We start from the raw sequence: 24,818 nt of genomic DNA, 5'->3' as shown, positions 1-24,818 counted from the left end.
CCAGCCAGGACCGTTCGATTCCTAACACCGCCGGCTAGAGCGTTTACGTCTCTACTGTACGCTCGAATCGGCTTGTTCGACCAGATGGGTCGGTGTATAAAACCAACGACGACCGACCCGTTAAAGACAGACGATAAAGCCTTGAGATTTGGGCGGTTCTTAAAAGCGAAATCAGTTTATACCCCGCACATAGCGTAATGTTCGGTGCCTTTTAGGCGTCGACTTCACGTTCTGCATCGCAAATCGAAGGGAGACTCATATAAACAGTTCCTTCTTGGACGAGTTCTTACACCGGCTTCACAAAGAACTGCTTGAGTGTCCTCTTCAGTCAGTGCAACTTTTCATCAGCATTCTTGGCCTTTTGAGTCTATTGGGTTTGGTCGCTACGCTAGTCTCGATGCGAGCCTCCGTTTGAATCAAATTTATTCGAGGTGGCAATCACTCCTCTTCGAGTTCGGAGACACTGCGGGAGCTCACCAAACCCTTTCCGGCTCAACATACGATGCAGCCAAATCACCTCCGATAGGCCATTGCCTAGCAGTTGCTTACCTCAACCTGTTTGAAGAGGCTTACCACTACCGGAATTCACGAGTGCTCATCTTTTGGCATGTATTACCGAAGTCGTTTTGGGCATCCATCAAAAACTCAATGTGCAAACAGTTCAGTCAATATCCCTATCTACGTTCCCTTTGGGAGGCCGAATGCAGCAGTTGGTCCTAAGACTTCAATACGTTCGTTCGGCGGGAAGTTCTGTCCGCAGAAACGATGCCTAACCCTTCCGTCAAGAGGACACTGTCCGGCAAGGCGGACCAGCCTACGCGGTTACTACCATGTCTCCGTCGTTATCGGCTTTTCCAACGATTACGCCCCTTCAAACTGTTTCAACTGCGGAAACGCATATCCTTGGACGGTAATGCACCTTGACGAGGCATAGGAATAGCCGACGAGTTGGAGAGCGCGACCAGCTGATAAAAAAAGAGAATTGAAATCCGGCCTTCCCGATCTTGTTCGGGTGATGTGATGGGCTCTCGGAAATTGAGCGTTTGCTTCCAATCTTCACAGATGCAGTAACACGATTTCTACCTGGCAAATACATTCGCAGTTAAAACGCTCCAAACCAAAGATTTCGTGGCTGAGCAAATACCCAAGGAGTGGTCCAATGATAGGCTGTGGCAGTCGGCATAATCTGGTAACCGGGAGTCTTACCCCCAGTCCCCGCACAACCACGGCATGCGGGTACACACCGGGCGGTTCACGAGAAGGGAGTATATAACGATATACGCACAACCATGGGCATCCATCCACTGATCACGCAACGAGATCAGCGCTCGGTTGGTCATCTCGGTTTGGGTCGTCAGCGTCCTCGACAGACGCCAATTGCTATTGCGGACTCCAGCCTTGGTGTCCGCCCTGTGGACCAGCCTCCGGCTGCTCAAAACCGCTCACAGCGATTTGGTCTGTTTATCCACTCGCACCTTATCGTTCGGCCTTCCATCCTGACCTGCCTTCGCGAGCTTGCGAGTCATGCTCGAAAGTTCTGGATGAGAGATTAAGGTAGGCGGCCTATTCTGGAGGGTTTTCGAGGTCATCAATTCTTACAACGAAGAGCGAAGCGGTGTTGCACCAACCGCTTTGGCGCCGAGCAACGGGGTTTATGGCTATTTTTGTTACAGAGTCCGTTAACACCCCGCTTTTCTTTGGATCCGAAGCGATCGGCGATTGTCCCCGAATAGGCGCCCGATAACTGTCCAGCCAGCGTCCCGCTACGATGCCATGGGGTACCTTTATGAAACCGTCGCTTTGGGCTTATCATCGGCGACGGCAGTCCTACCAACACTTCGGACTCTTGTGGGGGGAAAGGAACATGAGCGAGTTCCCGGCTTACGACGAGGTGCATGTCATCTCCGATATCCACATGGGCGGAAAGCCCGGTTTCCAGATTCTGGGCAAAACGGCCCGTCTCGCCAACTATATTCGATGGGTGGCGGCCCAGCGCCCCGGCGGGCGCGTCGCGCTGGTCCTGAACGGCGACGTGTTCGACACCCTGGCTGAAGACATCCGGGGCTACGTCGCGGTCGACGAGGCGACCGCCACCCTGACGCGGATCATGAACGACCCATCTTTTTCCGGCATTTGGGACGCTCTTGCGGATTTCGTAAAGACGAAAGGCCGCACGCTGGTGATCGTCATCGGCAACCACGATATCGAAGTGTCCTTTCCTCCTGTGCAACGGCTGATTCAGTCCCGGCTCGCGGGTGAAGATCTCGACGCCCGGGCGCGAATCGAGTTTTCCACCACCGGTGCCGGCTACACTTGCTTGGTTGGCAACACCCGCGTGTTCTGCACCCACGGCAATGAGGTCGACGCCTGGAACTACAACCGTTACGAGGACCTGGCGCGCGTCGCGCGCCGCTTGAATGCGGGCCTTACGCTCGATCCAAAGGAATGGTATCCGAACGCCGGCACCCGCATGGTCAAGGAGGTCATGAACGACGTGAAGCGCCGTTACGCGTGGATCGATCTGCTGAAACCCGAAACTTCTGCCGCCGTCGGCACGCTGGTGGTACTCGATCCATCCCAGGTGGTCAAAATCAACAATTTGCTGTCCATCCTGGGCGAGCGGCAAAAAGGTAGCAAACAAGTCGACCAACGCTTGTCGGCGGAAGGATTCCGGCCCCGCGAGGAGACCGGCGCACCCGCCGTCACGGTCGATCAGTTGCTGGGACCCAATGTTGCCGCTGGCCTAAGGTTTGGTGCTTCTCCTGGCACCCGGAATGCCGACGACATGCTGCTAGCCGCCGAGAAAAATTTCCGACATCGCGGTGCTCCCGTGACACCGCCGAACCAGACTCTCGGCACCGGCGGACTGATCTGGGACCGCCTCACCGGCTGGATCAACGGGGTCGGCAAGGATGAAGCACTGCGGCGGGCGCTGAAGGATTGGCTGGCCGAGGACAAGACCTTCGATATCACCAACCAGGACGACACCTACAAGCAGGTCACGGCTTCGGTAGGTGCTTCCACCGATTTTATCGTCAACGGCCACACCCATCTCGAACGCGCTATCGACATGGGCGGTTCGCGCTATTACTTCAACTGTGGAACCTGGATCCGCCTGATGCGGTTCACTGAGGCTATGCTCAAGGACACGGCGTCCTTCAAGCCGGTCTATGAAGTGCTTACGGACGGCACGATGGCGGCCATTGATAATGCGATGTTCGGTGGCGAACCATTCGTGCTGGATCAGACCAGCGCGGTGTCGATCACGCTGGAAGATGGCAAAACCGTAGGCCGCCTGACCCACGTCGAGGGCGACGGCAGCGACGCGCCCAAGGTTATCAAACAGTTCGCGAGGCCGTGATATGAAGGATATCCACAACGTCAAGCTCGAGCTGCTACGGCCAGGCCCTGCCCACAATCAATTACTATCACCACTGACCCCGTACCTCGCGCTATGCGGGGCCGACGGTCCGACAACCGTGTACATGCCATTCGAGCAGCGACAACTGCTCAATCGGCTGGAGCGCTTGCGCTACGAAATCGACGGAACGACCGTTTCCCCAACGCAGCGGGAAGCCGAAGTGCGGGAAATGGGCGAGGCGATCGGCAAAGTACTCGGGCAGATTCCGTCGCTACTGTCGGAACTTTCCGATCCGCGAGGCGATGGCGGAAAACTGGTGCACCTACGGCTTTCGCTATCTGCATTCGAACTGGGCATGGTGCCTTTCGAAACGGCCATCGCGCCCGATGGGTTCCCTGGCTCTGGCTCACCCTTGTTTCTGCAGTCGCGCACCCCGATCGTGATAACCCGTGAGGTCAGGCGTGGCCGGCCGCTGCCGGTCGAGTGGAATCGCCCGCCGCGCATCCTGTTTGCATTCGCTTCGCCTGGCGACATTCCGGAAGTACCTGCGCAAGACCATTTGGAAGCTCTGCGGCGCGCGATCGAGCCCTGGGTCAAAATCAAGGACACCGACGAAGAGCGCATTGCTGAAGTCAAAAAAATCCTGACAGTGCTGCCCAATGCCAGTCTGGAGCAGATTCGCGAGGCTTGCAGCACCACTCCGTACACGCACGTACACATCCTGGCCCATGGTGCACCGCTCTTCGAAGCCGTAGACCGCCGCTACGGCGTCCTGCTGTGCAGCGATGCCGATCCCGACCTAATCGATGTGGTCGACGGCGAACGCCTGGCAATCGTGCTCACGGCGCGGGACGCCTCCGGCAATACCAAGTCTCGCCCCAGTGTCGTCACCCTTGCGACCTGCGACTCTGGCAATATCAATTCTGTACTGACACCCGGTGGTAGCATTGCCCACGAGCTGCATGCGGCCGGTATTCCCTGGGTCTTCGCTTCGCAATTCCCGCTTTGGATGCGGGCCTCCTCTATCGCCGCGGAAATCATATACAGCGGACTCCTAAGGGGCGATGATCCGCGCTGGGTGCTCTACGATCTGCGCCAGCGGCTGCGCACCGATTCGCCCGGCACCCATGATTGGGCCAGCATCGTCTGCTACGCCACTGTGCCTTGGAATTTCGAGCAGCAGGTGGAGGCTTTCCGCGACGAACGCATCCGCAGACGGCTAGACGTAAAATTCGACCGCATCGACGAACTGGTCGGTGTCAACGCGGATGGCCGGAAGTCTTCCGCAATGCGCAATCCCGTTCGGCGCGACGAAGAATTGAAAGATTTGTGCGCTTCGATCCGCACCGAACTTAAGGCTTGGTGCGCGGAACCCATCACTGAGAAATTGCCCAGGACGAAGGCAGAACGTCTCGGAATGGCTGCGGCCAGCGAAAAGCGCATCGGCATCGCCTATTTCCTCATCGCCAATAGCGATACCGGAGATGACGAAGCGGCTCACGAGAAACGGATGGAAGGCAGGAAAGCGTATGAGTCTTCTCGCGATCTCTATCGCGAAGCGCTGGAAGTCGAACCATACAATCCCTGGTTGATCACTCAATATCTCTCGATGTTGGCTACGCCGATTCTCGCTGACACCCCTGAAACCTGGAATTCGCTTGCGAAGGACTACGGCCTGTGGTGGGAAACCGCCCGCCTGTTCTCCGAATGGCAGCTCTGCAATGCGACCGGTGAACAGCGCGCCTACATACTGGCCACGCTCGCGGAACTTTCGCTGCTGGGGGTTGCCTACGGGGGGCAGCGATTCCGGACCGCCCAGGCGGAAAGGGACATCCGGAAATACTGCGAAGAAATGCTCCGCCTGCTCGACGCCGATGCGTTCCCGGTTCTTTCGACCCAGCGCCAGTTCAGGCGTTATCTCGACTACTGGGCACGCGACCAATGGAACAACCTGGCCCAAATTGCTTTAGCAACGCTGACGAACAATTCCAGATCGCTTTCAACAAGGAATTGATTTTCCTAGGGCGAGTTAGAGCGTCAAACCGTGGCCCAGCGAGCAACCTCGCATCGATGGGTTGCGCAGGGTGTGTGGTGAGGCTGGTGAGGGACCTGTGCTGAGCTCAGTCAAAGGCCTGTTGGTGGTTTGCACGATCGAACCGCGTTCGTCATGCGTTGGAAGAAACCAAGCTCACACAACCACCCAACGGGCGAGCGCAATTAGAGCGAGAATTCCTCCGCTCCGTACCGCCCATACGGTTCCGTTGCCACGTCGAAGGATGTATTCGATACCGTACATAAGAATCGCAGATTGGGCCGCGATCTTAGCGTAATTGATCTGATTGAAGACCGGCAAGTTAGCCGCTGCCAGCAATACGAACATGACCAGGAAGTCTGAGGGTGTCAGACTGAAGTAACGGCCGGAGAATCGAACGCCTACCCCCACGACGACTGCCAGCACGATGATAAGGTAATTGAACCAGCGAGCCGCCTCCGAATGCTCAAAACCTGCTGTCTGTGCAAGATAAACCACCATGATCACACTCGAATAAACGGCCACTCGCTCGACGAAGCCGGCTCCGGGAAGGCGGGCGCCAACCCAAACTACCCAAGACACGAGAACTCCTGCCGCAAACACAGCAATCTCGTCCGGATCCTCCATCCTCGTCGTCATGGCTGTTATTACCAGGAATAAAGGCACAGCGAAGCGGACGATCTGATAGGCTCCCTTATCGAGCCATGCTCTCTCCAAAACCAAATTCAATTTTCGGGTAAGGAATGAAACTCGGTCGAGGTCGGCGTTGCGTAGACGCCAATGGAATGCGTTTGCCAATGGAAAAAACACTGCAATCAGCGCAAACAGCGCCAGATAGACCGCCATAATCAGGAGATCCGATTCGTATCGCAGAAAATAGGCCAGCAGAATGCACAACGCCTGGAACACATAGGTCGCCAACACCGCTTCGTAATGGTCGAACCCCAACGACAGCAGCTTGTGATGGACGTGATTGCGGTCCGGCTTGAACGGCGATACACCCCGAAGTATCCGGTGGCCCATCACAAGCAGGGTGTCGATGATCGGCAATCCTAAGATCAGCAATGGCAAAGAACCGCTCAGGGCCGTGTTGACCTTCTGTGTGAGCAAAACGGCGAGAACGCCTGCCGAGAAACCGAGAAACTGGCTGCCCGTGTCTCCCATGAACACGATGGCGGGATGGGTGTTGTAGCGCAGAAAGCCCAGGATTGCCCCCACGATGGCTACGGCCGCGCCGACCATCTGATAGCCTTCCGCCAAGTCGGCAAGAAACGCGATACATGCAAGACTCAGAATGCTGATTCCTGCCGCGAGTCCATCCAAACCGTCGGCTAGATTCATCGCATTTGTCACGCCGAGAAGAAAGAATACCGTCAGCGGATAAGCCACGGCGTCGGGCAAAGTTCCGCAATCTTGGAAACATAGCCGGCGGATCACGATATCGCCGAAGACGACCACCACCAACACCGCCAGGAACTGTCCGAGAAACTTGATTTTGTAATTCAAGTCGTAACGATCGTCCAGCAGCCCGAAAACGGTAAGGATGCCCACTCCGAGGAGACACTCCCGGAACTGGGCATCGAGTTCGAACTCCAAAAGCAGCGCGACGATCGTCGCAACCACCATGCCGATCCCGCCCACCCGCGGAATCGTGGATGCATGAACCTTCCGCGCATCAGGCACGTCGACTAGGCCTAGCGGCGCCGACAGCTTGATCAGCCCGGCCACAAGCACCATGGCCAAAAACAACGTGGTCAAAAACAGCACGAAAAGTTGCATAAGAGCCTATCGATATCCTTTCGGCGAAATCGAGCCCATGCGCTTAGTCCGCGATATAGCGGTCCAATTGCGGCTTGAGGACTCTCAGGAAGGCGTCGAGCCGCTCGATGCCAGTTGCGATATCCGCACCTTGGGGAAGATAGGTCGTGAGCCTGATCAGGGCACCGTCGGTACGATTGCGCGTCAGTGCATCCCAGAATAGGTACCATTTCACGGCATATTCATTGGTCAAATTGCGCCCTCGCTGTTGAAACCAGTAATAAACCAACTGACGATCCTCGCCTTTCTGAATGACTAGGCGGTTGATTCGGAGCGGGTGTCCGCCCTCGCCAGGAACGTCTGCGTCCACTGTCTCCAGTGATTTAATCTCCCAGCCGCCGCCCGGGATGCAGGAGCGAGGAGAATGTATCGACTCGCCTTTGCGCTGGGACGCGTAGTAAGCCGAGTAAAAATTGACCGGGATCCCCCCATCGCGGACGTAGTTGGCCAGAATGTAGTCGTCGAATTTGAGTGCATCGATATAGTGCTGCTCCAAGGTCTCGCGCCGACCTGTCCAATCGGCTAGATGCATGGGGAAATCAACGAACTCGGCACGGGACGGGACGATTTCTTCCCGATGCTGCAGGAGTTGGGCACCCGCCAAGGCCGCTACCAACAATCCAAGCACCGGCCAATATTGACGCGGAAGGCTGCGCTCCCGGAACAGTGCATCCTTGGGGGACGGCGCCGGAAACACCAAACCGAACACTTCCAAAAGGGGACGCGGCTCCCGCCCGATACGAGCCAGCAGCCACATTTCCCCTACCAACAACCCCGTGCAAGCCATGAAGATCACCCAGCCCTCGAAATCGTGCAGAAACCCTTCCGCCATCGACTGTCCCCAGTACTCGACCATGACGCCGATGATACCGATGCGAAAACTGTTCATCAGAATCGTGATCGGAATACTCGATAAAAAGATCACCGCCCTTTTCCACAACGCCCCCTTGAAGAAATAGGCGCACATGAACGCGAGACTCATCAGGGGAAAGAGGTAACGCAGTCCGTTGCAGGCCTCCACCACCTGAAGCTTGTACGAACCAAGGTCGATAACATTGCCTTCGAGATAAACACTGATATCGCAGGCGCGGATGAACGAGACGCCGAGTGCCGAGGAAAGGAGCTGAAGTTTGCTCGATAGCCCCTGATAGAGAAAATTCGGCAAAGGAATCGCGAAAAACAAAAAGAACAGCGGTATCCAAATCTGCCTGAATATCTTGGTCCCTGTCACCGCGAGCACCAGACCGAACAAAACCACCAAGAAGGCATACTGAACAATGATGTAGAGCGTCGCCAATTCGCCCAGAAAATAAAGCCCCACCCCCAAGGCAACGACACCGACGCCCGCCCACGATCCCTCGAACGGCAGCCGGGCAATCTCGTTTTTTTTCTGCCAGATTAGGAAAGCGGTGATGAAGGGAATCAGAAGACCGTGACTGTACTCCTCGCTTGTCGTCCAATTTCCAAAGACGAGTTTAAGCCCGTCAAAAAATATAAATACCGATATCCCGATTAATAAGCCGAACCATCCCCAAAACTTAAGCCCAATATCCCACAATTCAGTTTTCGAGTCTGTTGCAATCATTAGATCCGGCCTTATCTATTGAGGGCTTATTACGCCTTTGCTTCTTCCCCAATCGCAAACGGCTCCTTCCGTTGGCGCCGAAAAGCTTTGCCTTCCCGAAACCGCAGGTGAATCGATAGGCGTGAGCTTCAATAAAGGCTCCCGAACGAAAAGCGGGAACGAAAGCAACTCAAACATATTTAACGAGTAATAAAAAAGTTCTTGATCTCTTTAAGCTAAGAAGAAAGTTACATCCCTCGCGGCGAAAATCGACCCGATGAGAAAAATCGATACCCTACCAAGCGAGCCGAGACACTCGGCAACAAAAACTGTTAGCGTGGCCGCCGAACCGTTTATCGAAATACCTTAGAATTGATCGCCCCAGAGTCAAAAAGTCGTCGAAAAATCTGAACCGATATGTTCGGGCGGGGCCGCAAATCCGAGAGACTCCAGTAGATCTTTCCAGGCCGCAACGGCCCCGACACGACTGAAGCGCCGCTCGAATTCAGCTCTCGCCCTCTGTCCCATCGCTCGACAAATATCCGGATTGGACTTCAAGACCTCTATATACCGAACCAACCCCTCCGAATCTCCGGCGGAAACGGTGTACCCGCAATTCACTGTATTCAGCACTCTCGGAATCTCGCCATGGGGATCGCCCACGAACAACGTGGGCCGGCCAACTGCCGCGATGCCGTAAAACTTGCTCGGAACGATCAGTCCCTCGAGGCCAGGCTTGAGGCAAACGAGATGCGCATCCGGAACGCTCAAACTCAATCCGAGCATTTCTTTCGGCTGATACGGCCGGAACAGTACGTTCGTCAGGCCATGGGTGTCGATCCATTGCTCCAAGGCAGCGCGTTGGGCACCGCCGCCGATAAAGAGAAACGCGACGCAGTCGTCACGGTCACGAAGAATCTCCGCTGCCCGAAGAATGGTGTAGAACTCATGTGCCCGCCCGAGATTCCCGGAGTAACCGACAACAAACTTATTTTCGAGCCCCCATTCGCGGCGCAGTTTGTTACCTTCCGGCGCCACGGGTTTGATCTGATCGCCGTCGGCCCAATTCGGAATGACTCGTATACCTTCCATCCCGATCTTCTCTTTCGCTAGTCTTTCCGCCATCAAGTCCCCAAGCACCACATTGCATGCAGCCCTCCGCAGAGACCAGTTCCGCAGCCAGCGCGCTAAGGGAATAATCGGTCCTATCGCTTTCACATCGAGTTCCGCCGCCACTTCCGGGAACAGATCCTGAATCCAGTTCACCGATACGGCGCCGCGTATGAGCGCGACCAACCCGCAGACCACCGAGATCAGCGGCGGGTCGGTCTTGGCTACGATCACATCGCCGCTGGCTGTCAACCGCAACAGCATCGAAAACGCTGACAGATAAAAACTCGCGTAATCCACAGCGCGCCCAAGCAATCCCCCTCGACCGAAGCGCGTGGTCCAGATTCGCAAAATCTTGACGCCACCTACGCTTTCGTTTTCCGATAACGCTGCATCGGGACGGTCGTAAAGCTGACGACCCGTAACGACACTGACCGAATAGCCCGCGCGCGCGAGGTCGAATGCAAGATCGCTCAGCATCTGGCTGGTGGCAGAATGATCGGGATAAAAGTATCGATTGACGAAAATAATCTTATGGTTAGCCATTTCGCATTCCTAATCGCGCGCTTTTCCTTTTGTTGTTGCACGGCACGGGCGAAATGCGGTTCCGTGAGGTTGAAACACTCGCGTGTGCCACGGTTGCAAAACTCGCTCGCGGCGGCCGAAACGCCGGCTTCCAACGACTGTAAAACACATCACTTTTGCACCAGTCGATCCTTGATTTTCCGAGCCGGGGTCCCCGCAACGACCGTCCACGGTTCGACATCCTTCAGCACGGTAGACCGGACCCCGACAATCGCACCTTCGCCGATGACCACGCCCGGCCCTACAAAGGCGTCCGCGGTTATCCAAGCCCCCGCTCCGACCGATATTGGCGCGGTTATCAAAGGCAAGTCGACCCGCGTGTAATCGTGGCTGGCACTGCATAGATAGCTATATTGACTGACAGTGGAATACGCACCGAGCCGAATCTTGTCCACGCAATAGCAATCCACGTGATCTCCCAGGCAACTGTAGTCCTCCATCTCGAGATTCCACGGCGCCCAAATTTTGGCGGAGGGATACACGTAAACCCCTCTGCCGATACGAGCCCCAAACAGCCTCAGCAAGACCCGCCGCCATGCATGGAACGTTCTGGGGCTCGGACGGAACAATAGCAGCCACACCCAACCCCATAGCGCTCGTAACGCGCGATTTTTCAGCGAGTGGGGGCTAGAACGGCGAACAAAAACAACAGAGCTCGACATAATGAACGGTGCCGCTGGAAAGTGACTGGTTGCAATGAGTACGAATACACGGAAGGTTCGAGTTAACCGAGTCTGAGCGCCATGCTTTTATGTACAACTTACCCACGCGGGTCGGTCCCCTCCGTAGACTAGCCACGCATAGGTACGCTCCATTTTCTCGGCAACGGACGACCACGAATATTGCCGCAGCATCCAAGTTCGCCCGCGCTCACCCATAGCGCGAAGCTCCCGATCGCCTTTCCTCATCGCCTGGTCGAGGCAGGCGGCAAGAGAATCCACGCTCAAATCGATCCACCAGCCGCACCGGTGGTCTTCGAGTCCCTGCCAGGGCGCGCCCTTAGTAACGACCGCAGGAACCCCGTGGGCCAATGCCTCCGCAACGGTCATTCCGAAATTTTCGGAGTGCGTCGGTAACACATAGAGATCCGACGACTGTAGCAAGCTGCTCTTCTGCTCACCGTACACCGGTCCGGTGAATTCGACTCTCCTGAGCTGAAGAGCAGCCGCCAATTGTTTCATGCCGTCTAAGTAGCCCCCGTCGTCAGGACCGGCTATGGTCAATTCCCAGTGTGGATGACGCTCTTCCAGGCGGCGCCACGCGTTGAGCAAAATGTCCACGCCTTTTTTCTTATGGATTCGGGCGAGGAACAGTAATCTTCGCAAGCCTTGCGAAGGCTTCCGCTGAGCTTTGGGCACGTCTACGCCGTTAGGTATTACCGCTACGGGAGCTGAAAAACCCAAGCGACGAATATCCTCCAGCTCGCTTTCCGCCGTAGCGTGAAAACATGCCGCTGCTCCCAGCGCCCGTTGTTGCTTCCAGTGCCATACCAAGCGCTTTTTCCATTTCGAGTGCGCTAGTGCCCATGACGACAGCATCCCGCGAGGAGAAACCACAAAACGGATCCGCTTATTGCGGGCCACCTGGTAAGCGTACAGATTGGGCAAAAGCCACAAGCCATGGTTGTGAACGATATCTGCCGATCCTGCCGCCCGCGTCAAACCTGATACCATCGCAGGCGATAAGCCGAATCGACCCATGATTGGTAACCTCGTTCTTCGATACGCCTGAATCTCGTAACCGGCTGTACCGAGCGATTTAGGTAACGGTTCGAGGGTATGAAGCTCTACATGGCAATTCTTTTCACCCAAAATCTCGCATAGTCGCGGTACGGTATACGAAGGGCCCGCAGCCAGATTATCGATTCCGGATACAACTTGAATTATTTTCATATTGAAATATTCGTTTAATTTTGGGCCGCGTTTCTCCACTCTTTACTCGGCCAATTCCATAAATCCACCGTCACCGAGTCGTTTCTTAGCTCCGGTCTTATGTGGCTGCCGCGATTTTTTGAAAAGCGTGCAGAAAACCTCAGACGTCTCGACCGAGTCCTCATATTTCATTCTTTTTTTTTCGACAATGCTTTGCGAAATCGAGAATTTCCAGAAAACCGTCGACCATGCGTTCCACTGTATAAACCTCATGCACTTGGCGCAGAGCTTTCTCAGCCATAGAGGCTCTTAGATTGGGATTTCTGAAGACGGTCAAAATTTTTCGAGCCATATCTTCGACATTGCCGTCCTCGTATAAAAGGCCATTTTCGCCAGCTACAAGCGCCTCTATTTCTGGGTTGTGGGAAGCGAGATTATCGCTGGTGATTACGGGTAGACCGTAACCGAAAGCATGCATTAAGCTCAGGCCGATATTCCTGGGATAGACAAATACCGTCGAGCTCAGGAGCCAGGGTGCAATATTGTTTTCATCGAAGATTGCTCCGGCAAAGATAACGGAATTGCCGAGATGAAGCCGAAGTGCCAATGACTCGAGGTCACGACGACAGGGTCCGTCTCCTATAATCACCAGCTTGGCGTTCGGCTGTTCCCGGCGAACCAACGCAAAAGCCTCGACCAAGAGTTCAATTCGATTGTCCGGAAGCAAGCGTGACACGAATGCCACGGTAAACTGTGGGTCTAATTCGTGTTCCCGACGAAACGATGCTAAGCGTGCCGTTTCCCTACTCCATGTATCCCTTGCTGCCTGAATTGGAGCTTGGTCAATGGCATTCTGAGCCACGAAAACACGCTCCCCTTGAAATCGACTCTCTCGTACCAGTCGCTGGGCAACCGTCTGAGAATAAAGCAGTACCGCGTTGGCGCGCTTGCCATAAAAATTGCGCAGGCTGTCACGAAACCCCATTCCCTTCTTGGAATAACCGTGTCCCCAGAGCAAAACCGGAACCCCGCATAATCGACCCGCAAAGATCGCCGGCCCCAGCGACAAATAATGAGAATCCCAGGGCAGTATCACGGCGTCAAAACGACCGGATTTCACGACTTGTATTTGAGCGGCCTGGTATCGGTATTCAACCGGGCCCATCCTTCGGTTGATGACAGGCGCCGGCACGAAGCGAAAATTCGCTCCCGACTCGACGCCTTCAAGTACATTTGAACTTTTCCCGGCGAACACACTAAGCTCGATGCCAGGGATTCCACCCAGGCGCTCAAAAACGGGAACTCGATACTTCGCAACGCGAGGCTGACAAATCGCGACACGCATCACCGACCTCCCCGGGCGACACAGACGTTCTCCCAGCTTGCCCCGTCTTTTACACTGCACTCGTAGCAAACTCGGACGCTCGCCATCTGGACGAATCGAAACCGACCTCTCACGTTCCCCCTCGCAAATCAAAACCACTGCCGATTCCCTCAACCTAAGCTCAGCATCCAGCCCACCCAACCATCCCTTATCGAGATTTCTCCGTGGCCCGCAAATTCTCCACAAACTGTTTTGTTACGACATACCACTTCGCGTTCCAATCCCACTTCTGCTTATACCCTCCCCAAATCACTACCCCATCTGCATACTGTCTTGCTGTTTCTAGTTGGAGTTTCCAATAGTCTGGAGCAATATACTTCAATCCTAAAATACGATTCGATTCGTGATATTGCGGCCAAAGAAACACATAAACTGGCTTTCCTTTTGCGAGCCTGCGGGCCTCAGCAATTTGTGCCTTTGCATACCTCACCCACCCTTCTCGATCCCTATAGAACGTATAGAGTGATGGATAAAGAGCGTCGACGGCGTCTGCGAGAGATTGGGCACGTGTATTCTCCGCCTTCCATTGTTCAAACTCGCCCTTTCTTCTTCCATCTATAGCGCGCCAGTAATCCCCAATCGGAACACGTCCATAAAAGCCGATTTTCGCCTGCGGCGCAAACTCTCTGAACCAAGAAACTATTTTTTTATACTTACCAAGATTCTCCTGAACCCCCCTATCATTCTTTCCCGTTAACGGCCAGTGTTCAATATCAATTACAATAGGCACATCCTTATCGCTCATCCGCTCCATGATTTTTTTTATCATCGCAGGATCTGGAAGCTCCCCTGGATCCCGCTGCTCCCATATCTCACTTCTATAAACCACTCGAATTGGCTTAATCCCGGGAGCAAGATATTTCGGTTTACCTAAATAAAGAGTAGCATCAAATACTTCGAACTCCGCGCAGGACGTTTTCGAATTTAAAATGCCATATATAACAAGCAAAAGAAATACGACATAGCTCTTGACAGTCCTCCCCATAACAATTCTTTTCGCCATACCTAATTACATAAGCCCACCCATAATTCTTATTGCTCGATTTGAAAAATAACTCATAATCCCTTTTTGTGGGGTAAATGTTAATTCACCGAAATATACTTTTTCACCAACGTCGTATAGGTCGACTCTAACGAAGTCTAGGCCCTCGGATAACCTTGATGCATACGCTATCATAGATTCGAGATTACGAGGCTTTTCAATCACCGTATCATGCGTATAGGCTGACGTCAGATAATCAAGCCTCGTCCATTCAAGATCCATTGTTGTTAGCTTCACATTCTCCGCCCTATTTGTACACACCAAAATACAATGGGGCTCGCCATGAAAACACATAAATTTATAATCGACGGGGAAAACCGCCCGATCACCCGGAATAAACTCCTCGCATATGATACGCGGCTCGATAAGTTTATAATGTGTTTCGACGTGATTGTAATCTGAGCGAAGCCATTTTCTCAATTGCGAGCAGGCTGCCGTTACATCTAGTTTATTTTTATCCAAGCAAAAGATATTGTATCCGCAGCCATTATTGGTTTTTAGAACAAATTTATCTGGCAACATATTAAAGTCTATTTCACTTGGATCAGTCCAAACTCCAAATAACTTAGGCAAAAGGTGTCCTAATCCCTTTTCCTCGACGAACTTTCGAACCTTATATTTGTCTGCAAGATGAGAATATTGCTCCATCTCCCGGCTCAACATGCGCGCGATGATTTTTTCGCTAAGGTCTTTCGGGCGAGTGAAGCTTGGCACCCTTCTTCTATTATAAATATAACTAATCGTCATATATGTCCTTGGGTAGTTGCGCGAAAGTAGTGAAACAAGAACACTTCTGAAAGTTAAATTTTTCACTTCAATCCGCCTAGAAAAGAAATAAGAAAAATATCTCCGGAAAACTGCCCTAGACGATATTGACTCCTTCTTTAAATAATGAAATTTTTATCGCCTTATTTCAACACATTCTCCTTGTCGTATACACGCAACTAGTTGCCCAATTCACAAATGAACGAGAAAACGAAGTAAGTGCTGTGACGGTAGAGGATACAAAGGTATTAGACGTAAATTCCGGAAGGCGATACGATTTTTAGATAAGCAGATTCGCTCGTTATCTTATTCAGGTTAATCGCGCAGTTTTATCGATCGCAATAATGGCTTCGGTCTTGATTCATTACATGCTCGTATATTTCAACCCTTTTAATCCAGGTTGCCTAATAGAAACATTCGCATGCCTCACCAGAGAGATACGTTGTCTGGACGTTACCTTTGCAGACATCAGTGTAGCAATGAGGAATAACAGAGAGGTTGGATTACCTACATTGATCAAGAACCTTTCGAACATCGCGAGAAATAGGTAGCCACAGCTTAGTCCGAACAATATGCTATGACTGAAAGTTAACTCCGTGTGACGTACTTTCCGCCAGAGTAGAAAAACGCCAATCAAAATGATATAGATCACGGCGACGAAACCTATAAGACCTATTTCTGCCAGCATCGCGAGATAGCCGTTGTGAGAAGAAATGCCCAGCAAAACTTCGTGGGCACGAAAGCCAATTCCTAGAACAGGGTTATCCCAAAAAAGCTCCCAAGTTGCGTTCCACACTACCGTCCGTCCTGAAGCGCCCGACTCGAACCCTCGATCGCGGCTTTCCAGTTGTAAGAAATCCTTTACCGACGACCATACCGTCTCCCAATTAAACAAAATGGCGGATAGTGCCACCGATAGAGTTAAAAACATGAAAACCTTTGTCTTCCAAGTACTCAATCGCGTGCGCTCGTAAGCAATGATCGACAAGCCGATCAACGTAGCAACTGTAGAAGCACGTGAACCTGTTAGGTAGAGTATTACGAACACAGGTGCCATTAATGCATAACGTGTCAACCAGTTGCGAAAAGCCATTGTGGACAGCGCAGCGGAAAAGGAAACCATAGCAATGGCGTTCGGATTGAGAATGTCTTTGCCCAGGCCCAGTCGAACGCCTGGTACGTAGTCGTAGGCGGCAAAACTTACTAGGACCGGAATATTGATTAGGGCATAGATTTTCAGGCCCGTTTCAAACTGTCTCGCCTCCATGCGGAAAATGAATTGAACGGCGATCCAAACACCGACGAGCGTGAGTCCGGTATACGCAATTGATTTCAAGGCAATCGGGCTATTGAAACATGACAATAAACAAAATAATGAGAACACATAGAGCGCCGCCAGAAAGTCACCACGAATTCTCGCCGCCACTGAACGATTACGACTGAATAAGAAGTAACCTAGAGGCCAAACAATAGCGGCGACCAGCGCGGCAATCTGAGATGTGCTCTCACCCTCACCGGGAAGCAACAGCTTGCTCCCGATCACTACGGAATACAGTGTGCCGCACCATAGCCCGAAAATGATGCTGACCCACGACCGTGGCCTATCAGGCTGTTTCGACAACGCGTTGACGACCGTCATACTTCAGGAAACTCAAATGTAAGGACGCGAACAAGGCCAAACCGACTGACCCACAAGCCAATACAGACGAGTACGCCAGTCCGTCTATACCGTATCTCGGTAGCAGCACCATTCCGGCCGACGCCATCATCAACCAGCCGATAACCTGGGCAACACAGGGAGCCGTATAGTTCGACATTGAGTACAGCGAGTAGCGAATTAATCGCGTTACGCTCAGCAAAGGCAAATTAAGGCTGACAATTGAAAGAATATGTGCGGTCCTAGAAGCATCATCCGGAGTAAAACGACCGCGCAGAAAAACCACTTTGACGATTTCTTCGGACGCTACTGAAATAATCAGCGCGATAATGACGGCGAAGACGAACAGTCCTCCGCCGTAACGCTTGAGCATACTGTAACCACGTCGACGATCCTCAGCGAACGCTTCCGCCAAACGCGGATACAGCACCGTCGATAACGGCGTGACAACCAAGGACACAGGAAGAGTAATCAGCGTCGAGGCATAGAAAAAAGCCGATACGGTGCCGGTTTCAAGAGTGGAAGCAAACCCTCGCTCAGTCATGCTACGTGCCTGGAAAAACGCCTCGAGCAGTAGCACCAGAAAAACAGGTCCCCAAAACGAAGGTAATCTCGAACGCTGTTCCTTATTACCCCGGTAGCTGAAATCAGCAAAGCGTAAGAACATCACCGTGTTCAAAACGAGCACCGCGGCATGGCCGCATATGAACCCGTACAACAGTGCTCGTACACCATAGCGATCACCGTAAACAACCACTGTCGCAATGCTGAATACAGAAACGATGGAACCGGCAATCAAACCAGGGCTAAAACGACGCATGATGTTCAGGCTAGCCCGAATCAGCCCTGCTAGGTTTGCGAACACGATGGCCAAACATAAATGGGCCACAAATGCCACTCCCAGTTCGCGTTGCTCTTCCGAGAAACCAGGAAAAATCCAGGCAACCAGATAGCTCGCTGTGCTGAGGAGGATGCCCACCACAGCCACGTCCACCACGAGCATCACCCTCAGACCCTGCATCAAGCGTTGCGTGAGTTTTGCAGCAGTGTCGAGCTGAGCCGTCTTCGAGATAAACACCATTTCCAGGGCATTTCCGACCTGCGGCCCTAAAAACAGAAAGAAGCCTCCCATCGCGATGTAGACGTCGAGTTCCTTGCTGAGACCGAAATGGGACGAGACCACCAATTCCCGCACGAAGCCCAGCAATATGCCGACACCCGTGAGAAACGAATAGCGCGCCAGTGAAAATATCTTCTTGATCATCCGGCATTCCCGCAGGTGGAGATACGGTCCCTGATTCCTCGGGAATCCCCGGATAGACTCGGACGCGAAGAATGTTCAGCGCGCGGAAAATTCGAAGTCATGTCGTCAGTTGCTTCCTAAGTATGCATCGGTAAGTACACAAAACCGCGGTTGTCTCCTTTACGCCCGGTCCGGCGGTGTGCCTTCGCGTCAAGCAGATTCGACTTACCTTGCGCTTCTATCTCCGAAACTCGTTTTGATGTGCCAAGAACCAGCGATACGTTTCTTCGATTCCCTGTCTCAACGGTATACGCGCCCGCCAGCCTAGCGAGTGGAGCTTCGAAACGTCTAACAGCTTCCGAGGTGTTCCGTCCGGTTTTTCCGGGTCAAATACCAAGTCGCCTTCGAAACCCACGATTTCCCGAATGGTCTCCGCCAGTTCGCGAATACTGATGTCCTCCCCGACTCCGACATTGATGATGTCCTCCGCCGAGTAGTTTTCCATCAGAAACACCACCGCCTCCGCGAGGTCGTCCACGTGCAGAAATTCCCGGCGCGGAGTGCCTGTGCCCCAAACGGTCACCGATTTCGCTCCCGCCCACTTGGCCTCGTGGAATTTTCGGATGAGTGCCGGCAGCACGTGTGAGTTTTCCAGGCTGAAGTTGTCGCCCGATCCGTAGAGATTGGTCGGCATCAGGGAAATAGCGTCGAATCCGTATTGCCGCCGGTAGGCCTGACACAGCTTGATACCTGCGATCTTGGCCACCGCATACCATTCGTTGGTCGGCTCCAAAGGGCCGGTGAGCAGATAGTCTTCCTTTAGGGGCTGCGGCGCGTGTTTGGGGTAAATGCAGGACGAGCCGAGAAAAACGAACTTCTTGACACCGCTTCGGTAAGCACTGTCGACGAGATGGGTTTGCATCGACAGGTTGTCGCGAATGAATTCCGCCGGATAAGCACTGTTCGCGTGAATACCGCCCACTCTGGCGGCTGCGTCGATCACGACGTCCGGCCGTTCCGTTTTGAAGAAGTGCTCAACGGCGGCTTGCTCGGTGAGATCGAGTTCCTGCCGAGTGCGGGTGACAAGCCTGGAATAGCCCTTGGTGGTTAAGGCCCGAACCAAGGCCGAGCCGACTAACCCGCGGTGCCCCGCAACATAGATCTTGGCGTGTTTATTCATGGTACCCCAACACCCGGTAACCGGCTTTATGACACAAGGCATCGCGTTCCGCTTCCTTCAGATCTTCTCGGACCATTTCCTTGACCAGATTCTCGAAGCTGATACGAGGTTTCCAGCCAAGCTTCTCCCGTGCCTTGCTCGGATCACCGAGCAGGGTGTCGACTTCCGTCGGCCGGAAATACCGCGGATCGACTGCCACCAGGGTTCGGCCGGTCGCGGCGTCGATGCCTCGTTCGCCTAACCCGCTTCCCTTCCATACCAAATCAATTCCGAGTTCTGCTGCGGCGAGCGTCACGAAGTCGCGCACGCTGTACTGAACGCCTGTCGCGATGACATAGTCGTCCGGAGCCTCCTGTTGCAGCATAAGCCATTGCATTTCGACATAGTCCCTGGCATGGCCCCAGTCGCGTTTCGCGTCCAGGTTGCCAAGATACAGGCGGTCCTGCAGGCCGAGCTTGATTCGGCACAATCCCCGGGTGATCTTTCGGCTGACGAAAGTCTCTCCGCGCAGAGGCGACTCGTGGTTGAACAGGATTCCGTTGCACGCATACAGGCCATAAGCCTCGCGATAGTTGACGGTGATCCAGTAGGCGTAGAGTTTCGCCGCAGCGTACGGTGAGCGCGGGTAGAACGGTGTGGTTTCAGTCTGCGGGATTTCCTGGACTTTGCCGTACAGTTCCGAAGTGGAAGCTTGGTAAAACCGAGTCTTCTCCGCCAATCCGAGAATGCGGATCGCTTCTAATAACCGCAGCGTGCCGAGTGCATCCGTATCTGCGGTATACAGCGGGGTTTCGAACGAGACTTGCACATGGCTCTGCGCGCCGAGGTTGTAGATCTCGTCAGGCTGGACCTGCTGTACCACGCGGATCAGGTTGGTCGCATCGGTCAGATCGCCGTAGTGGAGTATGAAGGAACGGCCTTCGACATGCGGGTCCTGGTATAGGTGGTCGATACGGTCCGTGTTGAACAGCGAGGCCCGGCGCTTGAGGCCGTGCACCTCATAGCCCTTCTCCAGCAGAAACTCCGCCAAATACGCCCCGTCCTGCCCGGTTGTGCCAGTGATTAACGCTACTTTTTTCACGATCAACCTTTCCTTCGCCGCTTAGAGGCTGTGATTAAACGTTTTCCTTACCTGCCTATCTCAAGAAAGAACATTCGGCCCACCTGCTCCAAACTCTGTCGCCAAGCCGCCACACGGGCAGAACCTTGGATAGGTAAAACCGGTCGAGCGCAGTTTTGGACCGCCATAGGCGGGCCCGTAGGGCGAACCCCAGGGATGGGGTGAGCACAAAACCGTCGGGAACGGTTTTGGACCGCCACAGGCGGGCCCATGGGGCGAACCCCAGGGATGGGGTGAGCAACGCACAGCCCCAAACAAAATCCAGGGATGACGGCCACAGACAAAGAACTGTGTCCGTCTCGTGCCAGGATCCCTCACATGCAGGATGCAGAACGCACCGGCCTACAACCATCGCGCCCTACTCCTTGCTAATATTGGAACGGTGTGCCGAACACACGTGCTCGTACCCTACTTCTTCCGCTCCCGAGAGGGCGCGTGGCCCGCCGCTGCCACAGAGATGCCTTCCTCTGGCCGGGTAACCATCGAGTCGCGCGCTTTTTCCTTTAGCTGGATCGCTCTAGCTAACAGTTCGTTGCGTTGACCCCAGGCACGTCCGGAGGCGGCCTTCCTCTCAAGCTTCAATGCCTGACGGAGGTAATTCACGGCTTCGGGATATACGATCAGAACGCCCTCCGTCAGAACTTCGATGGCATCCTTGGTATCGGCTGCGGCCAGCCGAATGACCTCTGTCGCGTTTTTATCCCCCAATGCCAGCGCTTGCTGATCCAGTCGATTGGAACTCCGTATGTTTTCCAGCGCGTTGAGAGTGCGAAGGAACATCGCTACGGCCACGACCTGCGAAGAATCGAGCTTGACCTGCCGGTTCTTGCCAGACGAAGTCAACGACCCCGGCGAGAGATTGAAAGCATCGGTGGTGTAATAAGCCACCGCTTCCTCGATGGTGCTGACGCTGTTGTTGTGGAAAAACGGCGCCGTATCGGCCGCTTCGATCAACGACGGCGTGTTGAACCTCCCGTCTCCGTAGCAAGGCTGGTCATAATCCGGGCCGCAATCTGTTCTCGCGTGGTGCGCCTCCTTGCCAAATCCGCCATCGTAGGGAACGCTCGCGTCAACCAGACGCGCAGGCTGATCGCGCATATTCTCCACGCCGGTGTCACGGGTGGGATTTTTCTTGGTCGTCGAACTGTTAGCACCGGCGTTTTCATGGCAGCCATTGCAGTTGGCGGTCTGACCGAAAATGGGTTTGCCGTTGGCGTCGACAGGATTCTCCTTGGTGTCGAACAACTGCTTTCCTCGCTCCACCAGCGGGGACGTAAACTTCAGATCGGCCAACACAAGGTCCTCGCTACGGCCCAGGGACAACAGGTAGGCCTCCAACGCGTCCAATTCCTCGTCGGTTGCGAGCCGGAAATCCACCCCTGGAACCCGCTTCAGCGTCCGGGTCATGTGCTGGGCGATGGCACCCTGTGTAAATAGCCGCAGCGAACCGTCTCCCGGTGCGCCGTCTCCAGACCAGCCAACTGCGTTGGCAAATTGCGCGTCCTCCGCGAATTCGCCGCCGTCTTCCAGAAGCTCGGTTCCGATGGAGGTCGCCAGCGCCAATGTGTGAGGCACACCGCGCATCACGCCGGGCCGGTCGAAGCCATCCACATTGCTCAGCACCAGACCGAACTGGCGGAGCAGTTCCGGTTTCTCCAAGTTCCTTAGTGCCGGGTTGTATTCGGCCACGAACAGAGGGTCCGTCTTCGGAAGCTTGAGAATGTATTTGGGATCGATCGTGTGATTGTTGTCCGGGCGGTGACAGGTGGCACAGGTGCGTCCGTTACCGCGGAAGGTTTCGTTCACGAAAATCTCTCGACCGCGGGCTATCTGCGCGCCGAGGACCGCATCCAGATCGCTCTCTTTCTTCTTTTTGGTCTTATTTCCGAGGGCTTGATCGATTCCGTTTACGCGGGCATGAGCGATCTTAGGCAGCAGGAATTCGAATGGTTTCGCCGCGTTAGCCAGCTGAATCTCCGACACGTTACCCACACGGGTCACAGTCCACGGTTTGTCCCCGTAATAAAGCCGTTGCATGAAGCTGGGGGTGCCGTACAGCACACCGCCTTTTTCGGGTTCGCGATCCCCTCTTGTAATTGCAACCAGGTCGAGGGTGAATCCGCTCATGCCGAGACCATCGAGTCGAGTCTTTAAGACTCGCTTTCCGTCGGCGGCTAGCTCAAGTTGTCCCAGGTTCAGCTGGTTGTTCCCTTTGTCTTTTGCCGTCGCTCGGGGCCATCCGGTCTTGTTGTCGATCAACCAGACCGCGTAGTCTCCGGCGTCGAGCCCTTTGACTTCGACGGTCAGCCAGCCATCGAAAAGGTCTAGCCGCATCCGACCTCTTGCCCGGCTGAATTCACCGGAAAGAGCCTTCGAATAGGCCAGTGGGATCGTCAGGATTCGGTCGCCACCGCTAGCCTCATAGTTCGCTTTCCAGCGGTCATATATCCGCTTCAGGGTTTCGATATCACCGTGGCCGGTCGCCCACGCCGGTTCCGAATCGTCGCTACCAGTAATCGGGAGATAGGGAATCGCACTTCCAACGAGAAGCGCCAAAACAATCGGGAAAAGAATTTTTTTGTTCTTCACGGACTTGTACCAGGATCGGATCTTAAGGGCGAGCGTAGCTGCCGGACGGCTATGCCGACCACGCGGCGGTGGATACACCAACCGCCAGGCCCCATGCGGTGGTAATGCTGCGTCTGTCGCAAGGACGTATCGGTATCCGACTCCACCGGCATTCGACGATCCTGTCGTTACGCTCGTGTTTTTCGTTCAAGTACGGCTGCAACACCCGGCAAAAACGCCAACGCCCGAAAATGCCGCCTGTGCCGCCCTGGACTAGTGCAGCTCGTGGTCTGATGAAACGGGGCATTTCGACTGGTCCTCGGAGAAATTGCTCAGGTACGCCCGGGGAGCCGTTCCGCCTGGGCGAGTTCAAGCTCCGCGCGTCCAACTATGTCGCGGTCGGTCGTGGCGCGCGCCACCCGATAGTGACTACGCCTACCAAGGCGCTACCGAAGAGCCAAACGGCGGCCGGAATCGGAACCGGCTGAACCACTGGTTCTATGGTCAGCTGATAGTTGCCGTCTACGCCCCCCAAAGCGCCGATGATGACGGTGTACTCGCCGCCGTGGTGGGTATTGAGGTCGAATGTCTGCGACAGGGTTTCCCCGACCGCAGATGCCACCCCCCAACCAATGAGGGTGAGATCGTTGGAGCCGAGTGGATTGCTTACCGGGACCGGCGAGGTGACAAAGGTGTCATGCCTGAACGCCTCGGATCCTCTATCCCAACCGCCGTAAAGCGCGTAGCCAAGCTTGAGATTAGCGCCGCCATCAGCGAGGTCGTCTGCCAAAGTGAGCTTAAAGCCTGAGATGCCGGCATCGAGACAGCCCTGCACACTTCCGCCGCAGGACCAATGGATCAGCCCGAAATCCAAACCATGTCCCCAACCTTGTCCGCCGTTGGCCGGATCGGACCAGGACGAACCCCCGACCCGGAGCATTCGGTCCGTAGGGAGGTCCGAATCGTTACTCGCGTTAAAATCGGCGATCTGCCGCTGTAGGCTGTTGCCGTTGGCTGACGTCGGTGTACCGGTTTCGATGGTGCGAGTGCTGGTCGCACTGTGCATTCCGGCGTACCACATGACCGGCAGCGCTCCGGTATAACCGACGCCTCCGTTCGTCCAGACCCCGCCGGCATCAGTACCGGGCGTACCATCGTTGCCGTTGATGCTGCCGGCTGCGCCGTCGCCGTAACCCGCGATATTGAACGTGGCGTGAGCGTGCGCCGAAGTAGTCGACACTGCGCCACCTACTGCGCCTATCAAGGCCAGTACTGTTACGGTGGTTTTCATATTATGATTCGTCCCCGTCACTGTTAGTGGTCTCGTCCGAAACACTCGTTAACAGTGATGTCCGCGGCGCCTCACCGTGCCAATGGAGCTGCGCCGCAGTCCTCCCCATCACACGGGAGGCGGCCCGGCCATCTCGAACGCTTCTCGGCGTCGAGACCCGAAGCTTTCCGACCCCGCCTCGCGGCGGGTGTGGCGATTGGAACGGACCCATAACGGTCCGTCCGACA

At 54.5% G+C, this 24,818-nt stretch carries 17 protein-coding genes and 1 riboswitch; of the genes, 3 read left to right on the top strand and 14 right to left on the bottom strand.

The window, feature by feature from the left end:
* Positions 1–607 precede the first annotated feature (607 nt).
* The 3 genes from QEN43_RS21695 to QEN43_RS05215 all read left to right on the top strand — a co-directional run bounded on the left by QEN43_RS21695 (position 608) and on the right by QEN43_RS05215 (position 5,375).
* Positions 608–934: a DUF2321 domain-containing protein gene (locus QEN43_RS21695; RefSeq protein WP_396662440.1), complete on the top strand. Its 327-nt coding sequence runs from the start codon at positions 608–610 to the stop codon at positions 932–934.
* A 930-nt stretch (positions 935–1,864) separates the two neighbouring features.
* Positions 1,865–3,361: a metallophosphoesterase gene (locus tag QEN43_RS05220; protein ID WP_317963782.1), complete on the top strand. Its 1,497-nt coding sequence runs from the start codon at positions 1,865–1,867 to the stop codon at positions 3,359–3,361.
* A gap of 1 nt (position 3,362) precedes the next feature.
* Positions 3,363–5,375 (top strand): CHAT domain-containing protein, encoded by a 2,013-nt coding sequence (locus QEN43_RS05215; RefSeq protein WP_317963781.1) that lies wholly within the window; start codon positions 3,363–3,365, stop codon positions 5,373–5,375.
* Positions 5,376–5,549: 174 nt separating this feature from the next.
* Here the strand turns inward: QEN43_RS05215 and QEN43_RS05210 are convergent, their stop codons facing one another.
* The 14 genes from QEN43_RS05210 to QEN43_RS05145 form a co-directional block, all read right to left on the bottom strand.
* A complete protein-coding gene (locus tag QEN43_RS05210; protein WP_317963780.1) occupies positions 5,550–7,172 on the bottom strand; it encodes an MraY family glycosyltransferase in 1,623 nt (540 codons plus the stop codon).
* Positions 7,173–7,215: 43 nt separating this feature from the next.
* A complete protein-coding gene (xrtD, locus tag QEN43_RS05205) occupies positions 7,216–8,796 on the bottom strand; it encodes a VPLPA-CTERM-specific exosortase XrtD (RefSeq protein WP_051331393.1) in 1,581 nt (526 codons plus the stop codon).
* 366 nt (positions 8,797–9,162) lie between these two features.
* Positions 9,163–10,431 (bottom strand): glycosyltransferase family 4 protein, encoded by a 1,269-nt coding sequence (locus QEN43_RS05200; protein ID WP_051331392.1) that lies wholly within the window; start codon positions 10,429–10,431, stop codon positions 9,163–9,165.
* A 149-nt stretch (positions 10,432–10,580) separates the two neighbouring features.
* Complete coding sequence (locus QEN43_RS05195; protein WP_202901065.1) at positions 10,581–10,910, bottom strand: putative colanic acid biosynthesis acetyltransferase; 330 nt, start codon at positions 10,908–10,910, stop codon at positions 10,581–10,583.
* A gap of 309 nt (positions 10,911–11,219) precedes the next feature.
* The gene (locus tag QEN43_RS05190; protein ID WP_317963779.1) at positions 11,220–12,362 is read right to left on the bottom strand and encodes a glycosyltransferase; all 1,143 of its coding nucleotides are present in this window, start codon (positions 12,360–12,362) and stop codon (positions 11,220–11,222) included.
* Between the two features lie 160 nt (positions 12,363–12,522).
* On the bottom strand, positions 12,523–13,686 hold the full coding sequence (locus QEN43_RS05185; RefSeq protein WP_317963778.1) for a glycosyltransferase family 4 protein: 1,164 nt from the start codon (positions 13,684–13,686) through the stop codon (positions 12,523–12,525).
* 187 nt (positions 13,687–13,873) lie between these two features.
* Entirely contained in the window at positions 13,874–14,728 is an 855-nt protein-coding gene (locus tag QEN43_RS05180; RefSeq protein WP_317963777.1) for a hypothetical protein, read from the bottom strand.
* Positions 14,729–14,734: 6 nt separating this feature from the next.
* The gene (locus QEN43_RS05175) at positions 14,735–15,514 is read right to left on the bottom strand and encodes an ATP-grasp fold amidoligase family protein (protein WP_317963776.1); all 780 of its coding nucleotides are present in this window, start codon (positions 15,512–15,514) and stop codon (positions 14,735–14,737) included.
* Positions 15,515–15,896: 382 nt separating this feature from the next.
* Entirely contained in the window at positions 15,897–17,171 is a 1,275-nt protein-coding gene (locus QEN43_RS05170) for an O-antigen ligase family protein (protein WP_317963775.1), read from the bottom strand.
* Entirely contained in the window at positions 17,137–18,453 is a 1,317-nt protein-coding gene (locus QEN43_RS05165) for a lipid II flippase MurJ (protein ID WP_317963774.1), read from the bottom strand. Before QEN43_RS05165 ends, QEN43_RS05170 begins: the two co-directional genes overlap by 35 nt.
* A gap of 217 nt (positions 18,454–18,670) precedes the next feature.
* Positions 18,671–19,612 carry a GDP-L-fucose synthase gene (fcl, locus tag QEN43_RS05160; RefSeq protein WP_317963773.1) on the bottom strand — a complete coding sequence of 314 codons (942 nt, stop codon included), beginning with the start codon at positions 19,610–19,612 and terminating at the stop codon, positions 18,671–18,673.
* On the bottom strand, positions 19,605–20,696 hold the full coding sequence (gene gmd, locus QEN43_RS05155; RefSeq protein ID WP_026608975.1) for a GDP-mannose 4,6-dehydratase: 1,092 nt from the start codon (positions 20,694–20,696) through the stop codon (positions 19,605–19,607). The genes fcl and gmd overlap by 8 nt, the downstream gene beginning before the upstream one ends.
* A gap of 444 nt (positions 20,697–21,140) precedes the next feature.
* Positions 21,141–23,321 carry a hypothetical protein gene (locus QEN43_RS05150; RefSeq protein ID WP_317963772.1) on the bottom strand — a complete coding sequence of 727 codons (2,181 nt, stop codon included), beginning with the start codon at positions 23,319–23,321 and terminating at the stop codon, positions 21,141–21,143.
* A gap of 367 nt (positions 23,322–23,688) precedes the next feature.
* Positions 23,689–24,591: a hypothetical protein gene (locus tag QEN43_RS05145; protein WP_317963771.1), complete on the bottom strand. Its 903-nt coding sequence runs from the start codon at positions 24,589–24,591 to the stop codon at positions 23,689–23,691.
* A gap of 115 nt (positions 24,592–24,706) precedes the next feature.
* A riboswitch (cyclic di-GMP riboswitch) is annotated at positions 24,707–24,795 on the bottom strand.
* Positions 24,796–24,818 lie beyond the last annotated feature (23 nt).

Source organism: Methylocaldum szegediense (genome assembly GCF_949769195.1).
Lineage (GTDB): Bacteria > Pseudomonadota > Gammaproteobacteria > Methylococcales > Methylococcaceae > Methylocaldum > Methylocaldum szegediense.
The sequence above is the reverse complement of the archived record's forward strand: the minus strand, read 5'-3'. Positions and strand labels throughout refer to the sequence as shown.

What these genes read in the sequence shown, in the direction of transcription:
- QEN43_RS21695 (WP_396662440.1), top strand. Translation starts at nt 608, where the DNA reads ATGTATTACCGAAGTCGTTTTGGGCATCCATCAAAAACTCAATGTGCA.
- QEN43_RS05170 (WP_317963775.1), bottom strand. Translation starts at nt 17,171, where the DNA reads ATGACGGTCGTCAACGCGTTGTCGAAACAGCCTGATAGGCCACGGTCG.
- QEN43_RS05165 (WP_317963774.1), bottom strand. Translation starts at nt 18,453, where the DNA reads ATGATCAAGAAGATATTTTCACTGGCGCGCTATTCGTTTCTCACGGGT.
- fcl (WP_317963773.1), bottom strand. Translation starts at nt 19,612, where the DNA reads ATGAATAAACACGCCAAGATCTATGTTGCGGGGCACCGCGGGTTAGTC.
- QEN43_RS05175 (WP_317963776.1), bottom strand. Translation starts at nt 15,514, where the DNA reads ATGACGATTAGTTATATTTATAATAGAAGAAGGGTGCCAAGCTTCACT.
- QEN43_RS05145 (WP_317963771.1), bottom strand. Translation starts at nt 24,591, where the DNA reads ATGAAAACCACCGTAACAGTACTGGCCTTGATAGGCGCAGTAGGTGGC.
- QEN43_RS05215 (WP_317963781.1), top strand. Translation starts at nt 3,363, where the DNA reads ATGAAGGATATCCACAACGTCAAGCTCGAGCTGCTACGGCCAGGCCCT.
- QEN43_RS05190 (WP_317963779.1), bottom strand. Translation starts at nt 12,362, where the DNA reads ATGAAAATAATTCAAGTTGTATCCGGAATCGATAATCTGGCTGCGGGC.
- QEN43_RS05210 (WP_317963780.1), bottom strand. Translation starts at nt 7,172, where the DNA reads ATGCAACTTTTCGTGCTGTTTTTGACCACGTTGTTTTTGGCCATGGTG.
- xrtD (WP_051331393.1), bottom strand. Translation starts at nt 8,796, where the DNA reads ATGATTGCAACAGACTCGAAAACTGAATTGTGGGATATTGGGCTTAAG.
- QEN43_RS05220 (WP_317963782.1), top strand. Translation starts at nt 1,865, where the DNA reads ATGAGCGAGTTCCCGGCTTACGACGAGGTGCATGTCATCTCCGATATC.
- QEN43_RS05200 (WP_051331392.1), bottom strand. Translation starts at nt 10,431, where the DNA reads ATGGCTAACCATAAGATTATTTTCGTCAATCGATACTTTTATCCCGAT.
- QEN43_RS05185 (WP_317963778.1), bottom strand. Translation starts at nt 13,686, where the DNA reads ATGCGTGTCGCGATTTGTCAGCCTCGCGTTGCGAAGTATCGAGTTCCC.
- QEN43_RS05180 (WP_317963777.1), bottom strand. Translation starts at nt 14,728, where the DNA reads ATGGCGAAAAGAATTGTTATGGGGAGGACTGTCAAGAGCTATGTCGTA.
- QEN43_RS05195 (WP_202901065.1), bottom strand. Translation starts at nt 10,910, where the DNA reads ATGGAGGACTACAGTTGCCTGGGAGATCACGTGGATTGCTATTGCGTG.